The sequence below is a fragment of the Sphingomonas liriopis genome (genome assembly GCF_024211255.1).
In the GTDB taxonomy this organism is placed as follows: domain Bacteria; phylum Pseudomonadota; class Alphaproteobacteria; order Sphingomonadales; family Sphingomonadaceae; genus Sphingomonas; species Sphingomonas liriopis.
Map to the genome: position 1 here is coordinate 42,579 of NZ_JAMLDY010000014.1, position 16,347 is coordinate 58,925.

The 16,347-nt window shown below is 68.2% G+C and carries 14 protein-coding genes and 1 tRNA gene; 11 read left to right on the forward strand and 4 right to left on the reverse strand.

The features are described 5' to 3' along the window. Window positions 1–7 precede the first annotated feature (7 nt). From M9979_RS12330 to M9979_RS12355, 6 genes are all read left to right on the forward strand, one after another. Complete coding sequence (locus M9979_RS12330; RefSeq protein ID WP_254289660.1) at window positions 8–1,630, forward strand: AAA family ATPase; 1,623 nt, start codon at window positions 8–10, stop codon at window positions 1,628–1,630. Window positions 1,631–1,756: 126 nt separating this feature from the next. Continuing rightward, complete coding sequence (locus M9979_RS12335) at window positions 1,757–2,269, forward strand: GapR family DNA-binding domain-containing protein (protein ID WP_254289661.1); 513 nt, start codon at window positions 1,757–1,759, stop codon at window positions 2,267–2,269. Between the two features lie 99 nt (window positions 2,270–2,368). Next, a complete protein-coding gene (locus M9979_RS12340) occupies window positions 2,369–2,512 on the forward strand; it encodes a hypothetical protein (protein WP_254289662.1) in 144 nt (47 codons plus the stop codon). A gap of 47 nt (window positions 2,513–2,559) precedes the next feature. Continuing rightward, window positions 2,560–3,411 (forward strand): site-specific integrase, encoded by an 852-nt coding sequence (locus M9979_RS12345; protein WP_254289663.1) that lies wholly within the window; start codon window positions 2,560–2,562, stop codon window positions 3,409–3,411. After that, on the forward strand, window positions 3,408–3,590 hold the full coding sequence (locus M9979_RS12350) for a hypothetical protein (RefSeq protein WP_254289664.1): 183 nt from the start codon (window positions 3,408–3,410) through the stop codon (window positions 3,588–3,590). Before M9979_RS12345 ends, M9979_RS12350 begins: the two co-directional genes overlap by 4 nt. Further along, the gene (locus M9979_RS12355) at window positions 3,577–4,704 is read left to right on the forward strand and encodes a tyrosine-type recombinase/integrase (RefSeq protein ID WP_254289665.1); all 1,128 of its coding nucleotides are present in this window, start codon (window positions 3,577–3,579) and stop codon (window positions 4,702–4,704) included. The genes M9979_RS12350 and M9979_RS12355 overlap by 14 nt, the downstream gene beginning before the upstream one ends. A gap of 24 nt (window positions 4,705–4,728) precedes the next feature. Here the strand turns inward: M9979_RS12355 and M9979_RS12360 are convergent. Next, window positions 4,729–4,804: transfer RNA gene (locus M9979_RS12360), tRNA-Ala, on the reverse strand. Window positions 4,805–5,065: 261 nt separating this feature from the next. Between M9979_RS12360 and M9979_RS12365 the strand changes: the two genes are divergently transcribed. Continuing rightward, a complete protein-coding gene (locus M9979_RS12365) occupies window positions 5,066–6,148 on the forward strand; it encodes a DUF2171 domain-containing protein (RefSeq protein ID WP_254289666.1) in 1,083 nt (360 codons plus the stop codon). 109 nt (window positions 6,149–6,257) lie between these two features. Further along, window positions 6,258–7,247: an NADP-dependent oxidoreductase gene (locus M9979_RS12370; protein WP_254289667.1), complete on the forward strand. Its 990-nt coding sequence runs from the start codon at window positions 6,258–6,260 to the stop codon at window positions 7,245–7,247. Here the strand turns inward: M9979_RS12370 and M9979_RS12375 are convergent. Both M9979_RS12375 and M9979_RS12380 read right to left on the reverse strand, forming a co-directional pair. After that, complete coding sequence (locus M9979_RS12375; protein ID WP_254289668.1) at window positions 7,244–8,674, reverse strand: hypothetical protein; 1,431 nt, start codon at window positions 8,672–8,674, stop codon at window positions 7,244–7,246. The two genes, M9979_RS12370 and M9979_RS12375, sit on opposite strands and share 4 nt — an antisense overlap. A 473-nt stretch (window positions 8,675–9,147) precedes the next feature. After that, window positions 9,148–11,913 (reverse strand): ribonuclease E/G, encoded by a 2,766-nt coding sequence (locus tag M9979_RS12380; RefSeq protein WP_254289703.1) that lies wholly within the window; start codon window positions 11,911–11,913, stop codon window positions 9,148–9,150. A gap of 489 nt (window positions 11,914–12,402) precedes the next feature. Between M9979_RS12380 and M9979_RS12385 the strand changes: the two genes are divergently transcribed. Beyond that, entirely contained in the window at window positions 12,403–13,650 is a 1,248-nt protein-coding gene (locus M9979_RS12385; RefSeq protein WP_254289669.1) for an N-acetylmuramoyl-L-alanine amidase family protein, read from the forward strand. 139 nt (window positions 13,651–13,789) lie between these two features. Here M9979_RS12385 and ypfJ read toward each other — a convergent pair whose 3' ends face one another. Beyond that, window positions 13,790–14,689, reverse strand: a complete 900-nt coding sequence (gene ypfJ / locus M9979_RS12390; RefSeq protein WP_254289670.1) for a KPN_02809 family neutral zinc metallopeptidase — start codon at window positions 14,687–14,689, stop codon at window positions 13,790–13,792. Between the two features lie 103 nt (window positions 14,690–14,792). Here ypfJ and M9979_RS12395 point away from each other — a divergent pair, with 103 nt between their 5' ends. Together M9979_RS12395 and M9979_RS12400 are read left to right on the forward strand one after the other, a co-directional pair. After that, window positions 14,793–15,578: a 3-hydroxybutyrate dehydrogenase gene (locus tag M9979_RS12395; RefSeq protein WP_254289671.1), complete on the forward strand. Its 786-nt coding sequence runs from the start codon at window positions 14,793–14,795 to the stop codon at window positions 15,576–15,578. After that, entirely contained in the window at window positions 15,575–16,198 is a 624-nt protein-coding gene (locus tag M9979_RS12400) for a DUF4893 domain-containing protein (protein WP_254289672.1), read from the forward strand. The genes M9979_RS12395 and M9979_RS12400 overlap by 4 nt, the downstream gene beginning before the upstream one ends. The last annotated feature ends 149 nt before the right edge of the window (window positions 16,199–16,347 follow it).

Sequence of the window (16,347 nt, forward strand, 5' to 3'; positions counted from 1 at the left end):
AACCACCATGTCCAAGATTATCCGGCTGCAGGCCGACAACTTCAAGAAGCTGACCGTCATCGACATCGCGCCCGGCGGCGGCGTCGTGCCGATCCGGGGCCGCAACGCGCAGGGCAAGTCCTCCACGCTTGACGCGATCATGGCGGCGCTCGGCGGCAAGGCGGTGATGCCCTCTCGCCCGGTGCGCCGCGGCGAGGACGAGGGATCGATCCGCGTCGAGCTCGACGACGGCGTCGTGATCCTCCGCCGGTTCACCCAGGACGGGAAGGGCGACAGCATCGAGGTCACCAACGCCGACGGGTTCCGCGCGCCGTCGCCGCAGAAGATGCTCGACGGGCTCTATGCGTCGGTCGCGTTCGACCCGCTGGCGTTCACGCGGCTGGATGCCAAGGCGCAGCTGGCCCGGCTCCGGCAGCTGGTGAAGCTCGACGTCGACGTCGACGCGCTCGAGCGCCAGATCGCTGCCGACTACGATGCGCGCCGCGACAAGAACCGCGAGAAGGATCGCGAGGCCGCGCGCTTGCTACAGATGCCGACCTATCCCGACGCGGCTGCGCAGAAGGTCGACGAGGCCGCGCTCGAGACGCAGATCGCCACGGCATCGGTGACAAACGGCCAGATCGAGCGTCGCCGGGTGAACCGGGAGGAGTTCGGCCGCGCGATCGACAGCAACAAGGCGCTGGCGGTCAGGTGCCGGGAGGATATCCTCGCGCGGGAGGAGCGCCTGCGACAGCTTCGCCAAGAACTAGCGGAATTGGATGAGACGATCGCCGCACAGGAGAAGCAGCTGGCCGAGGCCGAGCCGCTCCCCGATCCCGTCGACGTGTCCGAGGTGCAGGCCGCCCTGCGCGCCGCGCGCGACACGAACGCGAAGATCGCCGCCGAAGCAGCCCATGTCGCGCAGAAGATGTATGTCGAACGGCTGAACCTCGAGAGCGCCGAGCTATCCGGCCAGATCGACGGCCGGCGCGAGGCAATCGCCGCATCGATCGAGCGGGCGAACATGCCCGTGCCCGGCCTGTCGTTCGGCGACGGCGAGGTGCTGTTCAATGGCCTGCCGCTGGATCAGGCATCGTCGGCCGAGCAGCTGCGCGTGTCGACGGCGATCGGCATGGCGACGTCGCCGAAGCTCCGCGTCATGCTGGTACGCGACGGCTCGCTGCTGGACGACGAGGGCGAGCGGATCCTCGCGACGCTCGCCGAGGAGAACGACTTTCAGTTGTGGGTCGAGGCGGTCGACACCAGCGGGAAGGTCGGGATCGTGCTCGAGGACGGCGCCGTCGTGTCGATCGATGGCGAGCCGGCACCGGAGCCAGAAGCCATTGCCGCGCCGAAGCGCCGGCAGAAGAAATCCGCAGCGGGTGGGGAGCCGGAAACGGTGGTCGAGCCCGCGAGCGGCCAGGGGGAGGATGGCGGTGTCGCTCCCGTCGCCTCCCCCGAACCCTCCACCGTCGGCCCCGACATCGACACCGTCGCGCCGAACGATGCCGACTTCGAACCTCGTCATGATGACGGCGATGACGGCGACGTGCAGCCCGAGGCGGACACCCTGCCGTGGGAGGAAGCCGAGCCCGAGCCCGAGCCCGAGCCGGTGCGCGCGCCTACCGAGCCCATGGGCCTGTTCGACTGATGTCGCTCTACGATCACGACAACCCCCAGCATCTGGCCTACCTCGCCGCCCACCGCGCGCGGCGAGAGGACCGGGAGCGGAAGGGGTTCCAGCAGCAGCGCCGGCCGGACCGGCAGGGAGGCAACCGTGGTTAAGGAGCCAGCCCACCGCCACAACGGCGGCCCGCTATCCGACGAGGATCGGCGAAAGCTTTGGGATCATGTTCGCGCGCGCGAAGCCCTGAACGAGCAACAGGATGAAATCCGCCTCGATATCTCCGCCCGTAAAGAGCTCATCAAGGCCGACGGCTTCGACGTGAACATGGTCGAGCTCATCCTGAAACGCCGGAAGGCAGGCGAGGGTGAGACGGCAGCGGCGGACAGCATCATCCGCATCTACGAAGAGGGCCTGCGCGATCAGGGCGCGTTGCCGCTCGAGCAAACACGGAAACCGACGACACCCGTCCGCCGCCCGCTCGAGGACATCGCCCGCGATCTGCACGGCGAGGAACTGCCGCCGATGCCCGAGAAGCTGGATCCGGAGGTCCGGGAGGCGGCCGAGCGGCTGAACGAGTTGCTCAAGCGAAACGGTGCAACGATGACGATGGGAAGCGGCGACAATGCCGTGACGTTCGGCGCCGGCATGATCGATCCGTTCTGATGATAGGGCGCCGGTTTGCCCCCGCACCGGCGCCCTGGGCGGGATAGGTCACCCTGTCGCCCGAAGCATCCACGTACCACAGCCATGGGAAACTAGAAGATGAACACGAAGGTCGCAGTCCGCATCAAGCGCGGTGAAAGCCCCACCCGTAGCCGGGTCGCCGCCTGCGCGCTCGAACTCGCCGGGTATCGCGCCCGCATCGTGCGCCGCAATGGCCACCCCGTTCGCGTCTGGACCCTGTGATGAACGTCACCGAAGCCCTCGCAGCTTGGCGCTCCTACCGAGAGCAGATGGTCCGCCTGCGCCTCGTCGCCGAGAGCACGTACGATAACCAGACGGCGATCGTTATGCAGCTGCAGCGCGCGCTCGGCGAGCACGCGCTCGACCAGCTGCGCAAGTCGCACATCGAGCTTTGGATGGGTGAACGGCTGCAGACCTGCGCGCCCGTCACCGTACGCGGCGAGCTCAACGTCCTGCGGCAGGTGCTCAATTGGTGCGTGGATGAGGGGCATCTCCTCGCCAAGCCGCGCTTCCCGACGCTGTCGGTCGCCAACGTCGAGGCCGACCTGCCGTCGGACGACGCGTTCCTTTGGGTGCTCGCGAACGTGCCCGAGCAGCACGCCCGCGCGCTCGAATTCATGATGCTGACCGGGCTATCCCCGCACGAACTCGAGCGGGTGCAAAGCCGCGATTACGTGCCGCAATTCGTCGGGACGACGCAGGCCGCGCCCGGCGAGCGCCATTATATCGGCATCGGGCAGCGGCCGGACTTTCCTGTAAAGCAACCCAGCCGGCGACGCTGGGCGCCGCTCAACGACCGCGCCCGCGCCCTGTGGTTCGAGGCGTCAGCAGGACGTGCGCCGGATCAGCAGGTTTTTTCGTCCGTCGCGGCGATGCAGAAGGCGATCCGCCGCGCCGTCGACGCGCTGGTGCACGAATGCGCAGCCGGTCCCGCCGGTGTCCGCAGCATCACCCCCAAGCTGATGCGCAAGTGGTTCGCCTCCAAGGTCGCCAGCCAGCAGCCCGAGCACGTCCTGCAGCGCTTGATGGGCCATGCGCCCGGATCACCAATCACCCGCCGGCATTACGTCCGGTCCAACGAGGGGCAGGGCAGGGATGCCGTTGCCGATCTGAGCCTATGACCGCACCCGCTCGCTTCAAACAGGACGACATCGCCCGCGCCGTTTCCGGCGTCATCAAGGGAGGCATGCGCCCCGGCCGCGTTGAGATTGACCCGAACGGGAAGATCGTCATCCTGTCCGACACCGTCGCCCCGGCCGTCGAGCCGAACCCATGGGATACGTGCCTTGGCAAAGCGTAGGTTCCTCCCCGAGTTCGTCACTGCCTTCAAGGATCGGCACGGCAAGGAGCGCCTGCGCTTCCGGCGCAAGGGCTATGCCGGCGGGTACTTCAAGGCGGCGCTCGGCACCGAGGAATTCCGTGCCGAATATCGGGTGTTCATGGATGCGGAGGCGCCGATGGTCGCGGCCGATCGCGCCGCGCCCGGCTCGGTCGCCGATCTGGTCACCCGCTATTTCGCCACGCCGACCCGGCTCGGTCCGACCGCGCAGACCCAGGCGACGGTTCGCGGCATCCTCGACGGGTTCCGGCGGGAATATGGCCACCTCCCGGTCGCGCGCATGACGTTCGAGCACGTCGAGGCGATCGTCGCCGCGCGCATCCCGAAGAGGCAGGAGGGCAAGCGGATCGTCGGCGGCATTCAGGCGGCGCGGAAGCTGCGCAAGGAGCTCGTGCGCCTGTTCGCGTTCGCCAAGAAGGCCGGGATGCATGCCTCGAACCCGGCGGCCGATGCAGACCGCGTGAAGATCGGCCCCGGTCAGCGGTCCAGCGGCCACCATACATGGACCGAGGAGGAGATTACCCAATACCGGGAGCACCACGCGCTCGGTACCAAGGCCCGCCTTGCGATGGAGCTCATGCTCTGGACCGATCAGCGGCGCGGTGATGCGATCCGGATGGGTCGCCAGCACATCCGCGACGGGCGGCTGCACTTCACCCAGGGCAAGACCGGCTCCGACCTCGGTCTGCCCGTCGCGCCGCAGCTGCTGGAGGCGATTGTCGCCATGCCGCCAGCGCAAAAGGGCCACCTGTGCTTCCTCGTGACGGAGTTCGGGAAGCCGTTCAGCGATGCCGGGTTCGGCAACTGGTTTCGGAAACGGTGCGACGAGGCGGGCCTGCCGCAGTGCGCCGCGCACGGCCTGCGCAAGGCGACGATGCGCCGCATGGCCGAGCTCGGCATGTCGAACCAGTCGATGAAGTCCGTGTCCGGCCACAAGACCGATCAGGAGGTGTCGCGCTACACCCGCGCGGTCAATCAGCAGCGCATGGCGGACCAAGCGATCGGCATGCTGGCGCGGTGGGAAATGTCTAACCTGCCTGCGAGGTTAGACACCAACGATGCGGAAAGTGGCTGATTTCTGCCGTTTCTGTCGGGGTGGTGGTGGAGCTGAGGGGAATCGAACCCCTGACCTCTGCAGTGCGATTGCAGCGCTCTCCCATCTGAGCTACAGCCCCGCACCCCGGGACCCGGGCGCCGCCCGGGAGCGAGCCCATTAGCCGGGCCGCGAAATTGATGCAACAGCGCCGATGCGGATCGTCGAAATTTCCGGCGCGTGATCCCGCTGCGACCAACCGCCTCGCCGACGCGACGCAAAGTCGTTGCGCGCCCTCAACGACAGGAACGAAGCGCTCGAACGCGGTTTGTTATCCGCGGAGCAGGGACGCGCGCCAACGACGTGCCCCGCACCCGCAGGAGCGATACTTCAGGAGACCATCATGGGCTACGAACGTTATCCGCGCGGCACCGATCCGCAGAGCGATTATTACGGCCGCATCGACCCGCAGGACTATGGCCGCGATTACGGCGCGGGACGCGATTACAGCTATTCGAGCGCACGCGACTATCGCGCCGCCGGGGCGTACGACGACCGTGACCGTGACCGTGACCGTGACCGTGACCGCCAGGGCTATGGCGCGCGCGAATACGGCAACCAGCGCTACGGCCAGCGCGACCAGCAGCAGCGCGGCGACTATAGTCGCGATTCCTACGACCGCAGCCGCTACGGCGCCGACGCCGACCGCTATCGCGGGCCGGAACGCGAATATCACGGCAGCTACGGCTCGGGCAGCCGCCGCTTCGAGGATTTCGGCCGCACCGCGCATGCCGACGACGACGATTACCGCAATCGCCAGGCACCGCGCGGCCAGCAGGGCTACGGCCGCCAGCCGCAGGGCTATGAATACGAGGACCGCGGCTTCTTCGCGCGCGCCGGCGACGAGGTCCGCTCGTGGTTCGGCGACGAGGAGGCGGAGCGCCGCCGCGAATATGATTCGCGCCTCGACGAACGCGCCTATGGCGCGCGCGACGACGATTACCACAGCTGGCGCCGCGGCCAGATCGACGCGCTCGACCGCGACTATCACGAATATCGCCGCGAGAACCGCACCAAGTTCGACAACGAATTCGGCGCGTGGCGCACCAGCCGCCAGGGCCAGCGCGACCTGCTGAACAAGGTCGAGGAGCATGCGGATGTCGTCGGCTCCGACGGCGAGCATGTCGGCACGGTCGACAAGGTGCGCGGCGATCGCATCCTGCTGACCAAGAACGACGCCGATGCCGGCGGTCGCCATCATTCGATCCCGTCGAGCTGGCTCGACGCGGTCGACGGCAAGGTGACGCTGCGCAAGACCGCCGCCGAAGCCAAGGCGGCGTGGCGCGACGAGGAGCGCAACCAGGCGCTGTTCGGCGACGACAGCGATGGCAACCGCCGCCCGACGCAGACAGGCGCGCAATCGTCGGCGACCAGCACGTCGACGGACGGCAAGACGCTGAACCGGAGCTTCTCGGGCACCTATTGAGGCCCGGCGAACCTCGACAGGGAAAGGCCCGGGTATCCCCCGGGCCTTTTTCGTTGCAGATCGCAACTGATCCCGCCACATTGGCCGCAAATCTTCAGGAGACCCGACGATGGCACGCGCATGGACACTCGCCTCCCGCCCCAAGGGGCTGCCGACGCCGGAGAATTTCGCGCTGGTCGACCTGCCGCCGCGCGAGCTCGCCGAGGGTGAGGTGCGCATCGCCAACCGCTGGTTGTCGGTCGATCCTTACATGCGCGGCCGGATGAACGACGTGAAGAGCTACACGCCTCCGTTCGAACTGGGCGCGCCGATGCAGGGCGGTGCGATCGGCGAGGTGATCGAGAGCCGCTCCGACCGGTTCAAGGCGGGCGAGATGGTCCAGCATTTCGGCGGCTGGCGCGAAGAGGCGGTCCTGCCCGCCGATCAGGTCCAGCCGCTCCCGCAGCTCGACGTCGATCCGCAGGCCTATCTGGGGCAGCTCGGCATGCCGGGGATGACCGCCTATTTCGGGTTGCTCGAGGTCGCGCAGGCGAAGGAGGGCGACACCGTCTTCGTCTCCGCCGCGGCGGGCGCGGTCGGATCGACCGTGGTGCAGATCGCCAAGGCGAAGGGCTGCCGCGTGATCGGATCGGCGGGCGGCGCGGATAAATGCGCCTGGGTCGAATCGCTCGGCGCCGATGCGGTGATCGACTACAAGAGCGGTACGCCGGTGGTGAAGGCGCTGGGCGAGGTCGCGCGCACCGGCATCGACGTCTATTTCGACAATGTCGGCGGCGAGCATCTCGACGCGGCGCTGGCACACGGCAACCAGGGCGCACGCTTCGCGATCTGCGGGATGATCGACGTCTACAACAGCGCCAAGCCGACCGAATTGCGCTATCTCGCCCGGCTGATCGGCATGCGGATGCGGATTCAGGGCTTCATCGTCAGTGACTATACCGACCGCGCCGCCGACTTCTATCGCGACATGGGCGGCTGGCTGAAGGACGGCAAGCTGCAGCGCAACGAAACGGTGTTCGACGGGCTCGACGCGATGCCCGACGCGTTCCTGGGACTGTTTTCCGGCGGCAACACGGGCAAGATGCTGGTGCGCGTCTAACGTCCCTTCGCTTGATAGAGCTGGTCGACCCGCTCGGACAGGACCGAGCGGTCGATCAGCCGATAATGGCGCGCAAGTTCGCGCCGCATGAAGGCGTGCGCGGCGATGTCGGTCGCACCGGGATCGATGCTGCTGATGACGACGTAGCCGGGCCGGCGCGCCATCACCATGCGCAGTTCGGCGTGAGGATCGATTCGCAACGTCCGGCTGTCGCCCATCTCGCTGAGGAACGTCGGGAAATTATACGCTGTCGGCAGGCAGGATCCGGTCAGCTGGTACAGGATGGGATCGCCGGAAAACACGAACAGACAGCCGCGGGGGGATGGACCGATACGCGCGGCGAAGCGGCGGGCGCCCTCGCCATCGCCCCGCGTGCCACGCAGCACGCTGGTATTGATGCCGACATAGACGAGGCCGATCGTCACGATCGGCACGATCATCGGCACGCCTCGCACCGTTCTGGCGAACGTCGGGGCGGCGATCACCGCGAGCGGGAGCACCAACGGCAGCGCATAATGATCGAAATAGGTGCCGAACAGCAACAGCCCGACGATCGCCATCGCCGCCCAACCGAGCAACAGCGGCCCGATGGGGCGCCGTTGCCGTATCGCCGGTAATGCCCAGATGGCTGCCGCGACGAGCGGCAACAGATGCAATGCGATCAGCGTCAACCGTTCGATCATCAGCGCCCGGTCGGGTGGTTGGCGCAGGAACACGGATTGGAAGTTGGCGAAGACCAGCGCGTCGAGCTGGCCGATCATCCAGTATGAGCCGACGACCGCCGCAGTCGGCAGCAGGGCGAGCATGCACCATGTCGCCGCCATGGCAGCGAGCGGTGCCACGTGAACACGGCATCGCCACGCGCGAACGAGCAACGCCACGCCGAAGAACACCCCCTCGAAGAGCACCGAATATTTGATCTGCAGCGCGATGCCGAACGAAGTCATCTCAGCGGAGGCGAACGCCATCGCCGTTCGATCGAAGCGGGGCCGTTCGTATACGCGCACCACCGCGAGCGCGGCGAGCGCGACGGGCAGGTTGTAGAAGACCGGGCTTTGCCCGCCATCGCCGCCGTTGACCGACAGATAGACGATATACGCCAACCCTGCGAACAGCGCGCCACGCCCCGGCGCGATGCGTGTCGCCAGTCGCTGGACGATGCCGGCGGTCAGACCGGCCGCGACCGTCGCGACGATCTGATAGGCGAGCACGCCATCGCCGCCGAAGATCCGCGTCGCCGCATAGATCAGGAAGAGACCGAACGGTTTGCGGTCCCATGCATCGACATAGGGCAGGCCGGTGCCGTGCCACAGGCGATCGCCGACGAGCAGATAGAATTGCTCGTCGATATGGATCACCGGGTTGCCGAACTGCCAGATGCGCAGCGCAAACGCCGCGAGCAGCAGGACCGCCCATGGGATGGCCATCGGACGGGTAGAGGAGACGACGCCGGCCGACGTCGTGGGAAATCGCGACGTCATCGGTCGGACGAACTCATCTATGCGAGAGGCGATCCACTATCCGGTGTCGCACCCCGAACGTCAAACGGATGGGAGGAAACCGCTATGTTCGCTGCACAATAGTACCCGGACCATGTCGGCCCTCATGTCCCTGCGATATCCTGATAATCGCCATTCCCGCGCCGGCTGGCGTCCAGCCGGCTGACCCTTCGACGCTATCAAAAGCGGGAGCGCGTATGGATGCCAACCTGTGCGCGAACGACGATGACCTGGTCAAAGGGTATCGGTAGGAAACACGTCCCCGGTGACGGGGCCTTGATGGCAAGCCGTGCCGCAGCGTCCGGTGCGACGGAATAGACCTGCGTCGCCGTTCACCCGCTTGCGACATCGTACGCGACGAGAACCCCCTCCCGCTCAGAGAGCAGAAGGGGGTCTGTCGGTCAGGCGCCGAAGGTGCGTTGCCACCAGCCGCGGCGCGGCGTTTCGCCGTCGCCACCGGCGGTCGGCGCCGCGTCGTCATCCTCGGTAGAAGCCGGAGCCGGAACCGGGACGGGCTGCGGTGCCTGTTCGGCCGCCGCGGGGGCCTCGATCGTGTCGGCCGGGGCGGCGTCGGTCGCCACCGCTGCCTTGCGCGTACGGCGGCGCGGCTTGGGCTTCTCCTCCGCAGCCGGCGCCTCGGCGGGTGCCTCCGCCGCCGGCACTTCGCTCACCGGCTCGGCGGCGGCGGGTGCCGCCTTCTTGCGGGTGCGCTTGGGCTTGGCCGCGGGCTCTTCGACCAGGGGCTCGACCGCTGGCGTTTCCGCGACCGGTGCGGCCTCCGCCGAAGCTTCGACCACGGGTGCCGCGCTGCGGGCGCGGGGACGACGGCGGGTCTTGGGCGCCTCGACCGGGTCGGCATCCTCGACCGCGGTCGGGGCGGGGGCGTCGAGTCCGGTGGTCACCGGACCCGCGTCGCCGGCCTCGGCGATCGGCTCGCGTTCGATCGATGCCGTATCGGCGTCGTCGTCCTGCGGCTCGCTCGCGCCTTCGGCCTGCGTGCCCTCGGCCTGACGGCGGCCACCGCGACGACCGCGACGGCCACGGCGGCGGCGGCCTTCGCCCTGCGGCTGCTCGCCGGCGAACTCGGCATCCTCGTTCGCCTGCGGCTCGGCACCGGCGTCCGCGTCCTCGGCGTGCGCCTCGTCCCGCTCGGTGCCGTCCTGTTCGGGCTCGTCCTGACCGGCGTCGTCGCGGTCGGTCTCGTCCTGTACGACGTTGCCGTTCTCGTCCTCGCGGTTGCGATTGCGGCGGCCACGACGGCGGCGGCGGCCACGACCGCGGCCTTCGCGATCGCCCTCGCCACGCTCTTCGCGCGGACGGCTTTCGCGGCGCGGCTCTTCCTCGCTCGCCTCGGCGATCTCTTCCTCGTCCTCCTCGTCCTCGATATCCTCGGAGACGTCGTCATACTCCTCCTCGAGCAGCGCCTCGATCTTGGGCGGATGCGCGGGCGGCGGGCCGCTGGCCTCGACCGACATGCGCGCGCCCTCTTCCTCGCGATCCGGCAGGATCTCGACCTGCACGCCATAGCGGTCCTCGATCTCGGCGATGTCGGCGCGCTTGCGGTTGAGGACGTAGATCGTGGCCTCCTGCGACGCGCGCAGCGTCAGCAGCGAGCCGCGGCCGCGCGCGGCCTCGTCCTCGATCAGGCGCAACGCGCTGAGGCCCGCCGACGAGGCGGTGCGGACAAGCCCGGTGCCCTCGCAGTGCGGGCAGGCGCGCGTCGACGCTTCCAGCACGCCGGTGCGCAAACGTTGCCGGCTCATCTCCATCAGCCCGAACGAGCTGATGCGGCCGACCTGGATGCGCGCGCGATCGTCCTTCAGCGCCTCCTTCATCGCCTTCTCGACTTTGCGGACGTTCGAATTGTTGTCCATGTCGATGAAGTCGATGACGACGAGGCCCGCCATGTCGCGCAGGCGCAGCTGGCGTGCGATCTCCTGCGCTGCTTCCAGATTGGTCGCGGTCGCGGTCTGTTCGATATTGTGTTCGCGCGTCGAACGGCCGGAATTGATGTCGATCGACACCAGCGCCTCGGTCGGGTTGATGACCAGATAGCCGCCCGATTTCAGCTGCACCACCGGATGGTACATCGCGGCGAGCTGGTCCTCGACATGCGCGCGCTGGAACAGCGGCACGGCGTCGGCATATTGCTTGATGCGCCGGCCGTGGCTGGGCATCAGCAGCTTCATGAACTCCTTGGCGTGGCGATAGCCGTCCTCGCCCTCGACGATCACCTCGTCGATGTCCTTGTTGTAGATGTCGCGGATCGCGCGCTTGATGAGGTCACTGTCGCCATAGATCAGCGCCGGCGCCGCCGAACCCAGCGTCGCCTCGCGGATACCGTCCCACAGCCGCGCGAGATAGTCGAAGTCGCGCTTGATCTCGACCTTGGTGCGCTGCAGCCCCGCGGTGCGGACGATGCAGCCCATCGAGGGGGGCAGCTGCATGTCGGCCATGATCGACTTCAGCCGCTTGCGGTCGGACGCATTGCTGATCTTGCGGCTGATGCCGCCGCCGTGGCTCGTGTTGGGCATCAGCACACAATAGCGGCCGGCGAGGCTCAGATAGGTGGTCAGCGCCGCGCCCTTGTTGCCGCGCTCTTCCTTGACGACCTGGACCAGCAGCACCTGACGGCGGCGGATCACGTCCTGGATCTTGTAGCGACGGCGCAGGTTCATGCGACGCTGGCGCAGCGCCTCGACCTCCTCGTCGTTCGCGGTGCGCGGCTTCTTCGACGTGCCCTCGGCAGCGCCTTCGCCCTCGTCATGCTCGCCGTCGTCGTGATGGTCGGCGTCGTCGAAGTCGTCGTGGTCGTCGTCGCCGTGATCGTCGCCCTCATGATCGTCGTCGTCGGCGTCATGCTCGGCGCGCAGCGCGGCTTCCTCGGCGGCATGCTCCGCCTCTTCGCGCAGCAGCGCGTCGCGGTCTTCCTTGGGGATCTGATAATAATCGGGGTGGATCTCGCTGAAGGCGAGGAAGCCGTGGCGGTTGCCGCCGTAATCGACGAACGCCGCCTGCAGCGACGGCTCGACACGCGTCACCTTGGCAAGATAGATATTCCCCTTGAGCTGCTTGCGCTCGGCACTTTCGAAATCGAACTCTTCGATCCGGTTATTCTTGACGACGGCGACCCGGGTCTCTTCCCGGTGGCGTGCGTCGATCAGCATACGCGTGGTCATTGGATAGTCTCCACGCGCGGCGCGCGCCTGCGGTCGATCCCGACGGGGTCGGGCCGGAGGGCGCGCTCGCGCGACGATAAAGGGCGCCGGGCGAACCGGCGCTGGGGTGTGGCAAAGATGCGTCTGCTCGCGAGGCACGTCGGGGGGCACGGCCCTCCCACACGTTCGCCACGCCGCCGGCCGGGGCCGGGCGGTGTCGAACGTAGGAGAAGTGCGGCATGCGAGCGTCAACCTGGTTAAGGCCGCGCCAGGACGGCGCGGGGACCCGGTGCATCGTCTTCATGACAAGGCGCGACGCACGGGTGCAGGACATTGGTAGCATCGCCCCCTGCTTCCCGCAACTGGCAGGAATTTGCCGGGGCGGGCGGCAAAAAAATGCCGAATCCCGGATTAACCTTGCCGGGCAACCCGGCGTTCGCACCCTCGGCCCCAAGACAAGTCCCGGCGATCGCACCAGAATCGCCAAAGGGGTTTGTGATGGCTTTTCGCTGGACCCGCGCACCGATCGCGCGGCAAGGACGCCGTGTGTTCGCGCTGTTCGCCCTGATCGCCGGCTGGTGCACCAGTATGCCCGCATGGGCGGCGACGGCGATCCGCAGCGTCGCGGTATCGGACGGCCGCATCGTCATCCGCTTCGACGGCCGTGTCGCCGATGCCAGCGGCGAAATCCTGTCGGGCAGCCGCCAGATCGCGATCGATGTCGCCGATGCGCTGCCCGGCGCGAAGGCGCTCGCCGGCGGCCCGGTCAGCGGCGTGCGCCAGGTGCGGCAGGGCGGCGGCACGCGGCTGTTGTTCGACCTCGCGACGCCCGCGATCCTCGGCGACGGCGGCTTCGCCAACGACGGCCGCAGCCTCACGGTGTCGCTCGAACCCGCAACCGCTGCACGCTTCGCCGCGGCGAGTGCGGCGGGGCCTTTGAGCTTCATGGCGTTCGACTTCGGCGACTGGGCGGCGAAACCGAAGTACAAGGTGTCGGTGCCGGTGCCGCCGCCGGCGCGCGGGGTCGCGCTGCCGCGGGTGCGCGGCGACGACAGCCGGCCGCTGGTGGTGATCGACGCGGGCCATGGCGGCGTCGATCCCGGCGCGATCAATCCCGCGACGGGCCTGCGCGAGAAGGACGTGACGCTGCGTATCGCCAAGGCGATCCGCGACGAACTGCTCGCCACCGGCCGCGTGCGCGTCGCACTGACCCGCGACGACGACCGCTATCTCGTGCTGCGCGAACGCTATGGCATCGCGCGGCGGCTGAAGGCGAACCTGTTCATCTCGATCCACTGCGACAGCGTCGGTAGCGGCGAAGCCAGCGGCGCATCGGTCTATACGCTGTCGGAGGTCGCATCGGACAAGGAGGCCGCGCGGCTGGCGGCGCGCGAGAACAAGGCGGACGTGATCGCCGGCGTCAACCTGGGCGAGGCGGGGGCGGACGTCTCGTCGATCCTGATCGACCTCGCCCAACGCGAGACGATGAACAGCTCGGCCAATTTCGCCCGCCTGCTGGGGCGCGAGGCGAAGCCGCTGATCCCGACCAAGCCCGTCTTCCACCGCATGGCGTCGCTGATGGTGCTGAAGGCGCCCGATATGCCCTCGATCCTGTTCGAGACGGGCTATATCTCCAATCCGTCGGACGCGGCGTTCCTCGACAGCCGCGACGGCCGCGAGCGGATCGCGGAGAGCGTCACCAAGGCGGTCGAAGTGCATTTCGCGCGGCAGCTGGCGAGTCGGTAATCTTACTCCCCTCCCTAAAAGGGAGGGGCTGGGGGTGGGTGGCGTCCGGGCTTACGGATAAGGCAAGCGGCATGGCCGCCGTACCGCCAGAACGCCACCCACCCCAAACCCTCCCTAAAAGGGAGGGGAGCAATGCCACCTAGATCGCGCCCGAAAACGTATCGCATTGTGCCGGATCGCCGGTCTGGATCCCGCGCCGCAGCCACGCCTGTCGCTGCGCCGACGTCCCGTGCGTGAAGCTGTCGGGCACCACGCGGCCCTGGCTCTGCTTCTGGAGCGTGTCGTCGCCGATCGCCTGCGCCGCGGTCAGCCCTTCCTCGAGGTCGCCCGGTTCCATCCGGCTGCGGTTCTGCGCCGCCCAGACGCCGGCGTAGCAATCCGCCTGCAGCTCGAGCCGGACCGACGCGGCATTACCCTCCGTCTCGCTGGCGCTGCGCTGGACCTGCTGCACCTTCTCCGACGTGCCGAGCAGATTCTGGATGTGATGGCCGAATTCGTGTGCGATCACGTAATCCTGCGCGAAATCACCCTTCGCACCGAAGCGGTTGGCGAGTTCGTCGAAGAAGCTGGTGTCGAGATAGATGCCCTGATCGGTCGGGCAGTAGAAGGGCCCCATCGCCGCCTGCGCCGCGCCGCAGCCCGAGCGGCCGGTGCCGCCGTAGAAGACCAGCTTGGGCTCCCGGAATTGCGCGCCCGACTGGCGGAACAGCGCCTCCCACGTATTTTCCGCCGACTGGAAGGCGTTGCACGCCGCCTTGCTCTGCGCATCGACGGTGCAGCTCGACGCGACGTCGGTGCCCGCCCGCTGGCTGGTCGGCGCCGATTGCTGCCCGCCGCCCAGCATGCCGCCGAGATTGCCGAGCCCGCCGAACACCGCCATCAGCAGCAGCACGACGACGATCCCGCCGCAGCCGAAACGACTGCCGATCAGCGGCAACAGCCCGAACAGCAATCCGCCACCGCCGCCACCGCCGCCGAAGCTCTGGCCACGCTGGTCCTCGACGTTGATGTCGTTGGGGTCGAAATCGTCGAGGCGCATGTATGGCTCCCTTTGGCTCGGCAAGGGAATGCCCCAACCATGCCCCCGGTTGCAACGTCGCACGCATCGACGCAGGAACGTGGGCGATCATCGGGAGATACACATGTTCCTTTCGGGCAAGACGGCGATCGTCACCGGCTCCACCTCGGGCATCGGCCTCGCCTATGCGCGCGCCTTCGCCGCCGAGGGCGCGAGCGTCGTCATCAACGGCTTCGGCGACGCCGACCGGATCGAGGCGATCCGCGCCGAACTCGCCGCCACCAGCGGGGCTGCGGCGCTGTACGATCCCGCCGACATGACGCAGCCCGACCAGATCGCCGCGCTGGTCGATCGCGCCGCGCGTGAGACGGGCAGCGTCGACATCGCGGTCAACAACGCCGGCATCCAGCACGTCGCGGCGATCGAGGACTTCCCCGACGACAAGATGGAAGCGATCGTCCGCATCAACCTGTTGTCGGCGTGGTACGTCGCCAAGGCCGTGGTGCCGCACATGAAGCGACAGGGCTGGGGGCGGCTCATCACCACCGCCTCGGCGCACAGCCTCGTCGCCAGCCCCAACAAATCGGCCTATGTGATGGCCAAGCACGGCATCGCGGGCCTCACCAAGACGCTGGCGCTGGAGACCGCGACGCACGGCATCACCGTCAACTGCATCTCGCCCGGCTATGTCTGGACGCCGCTGGTCGAGGCGCAGATCCCCGACACGATGAAGGCGCGCGGGCTGACCCGCGATCAGGTGATGAACGACGTGCTGCTCGCCGCGCAGCCGACCAAGGAGTTCGTCACCCCCGAACAGGTCGCCGCGCTGGCGCTGTTCCTGTGCCGCGACGAGGCGAAGGCGATCACCGGCGCCAACCTGTCGGTCGACGGCGGCTGGACCGCGGCATGAAGGCGGCGCGCTTCGCCGTCGGGCTGGCGCTCGCCGGCGTACTGCTCGCCGGGGCCGCGGTGCATGCGCAGGCGAACGAGGCGGTGGCGGTCGACTGGCGCAAGGCCGCGACCCGGCAGGACCGCGAACGGCTGCGCCAGTGGCGCGATGCGTGGATGAAGGCGCTCGACCGCGTGCGCGCGACGCCGGACGGACGCGCGGCGCTGGCGGCGGATGCGGCGCTGTTCGATCCCGATCGCGTGGCGCAGGGCGCGGCGCTGCCACCGGGGCGCTACCGTTGTCGCAGCTGGCGGCTCGGCAGCACCGGGCCGGGTATCCGCGCGCTGCTGCGCGGCGACTGGACCGCGTGCCGGGTCAGCGAAGAGGGGATCGTCCGCCGCTTCGTCACCGACGGCGCGCAGCGGGCGAGCGGCCATCTGTTCGACAGCACCGATTCGCGCGGCGTCTTCCTCGGCACGCTGGCGCTCGGCGACGAGGATCGCCCGATGCGCTACGGCCGCGACGAACGCCGCGACATGGCGGGGCTGGTCGAACGGATCGGCCCGGCGCGCTGGCGCCTGGTGCTCCCCTTCCCGGGGTTCCAGTCGACGCTCGACGTGATGGAGATCGTGCCGGCCTGACCGGCTGACCGGCTGACCGGCGTGCCAACCTCCGTCTGGCCCTCCCTCCAACGTTTTGCCCTCTCCAACCGTTCATGCTGAGCTTGTCGAAGCAGGGTGAGACTCACTGCCCTTCGACAGGCTCAGGGCGAACGGAGGATTGGGGGGAA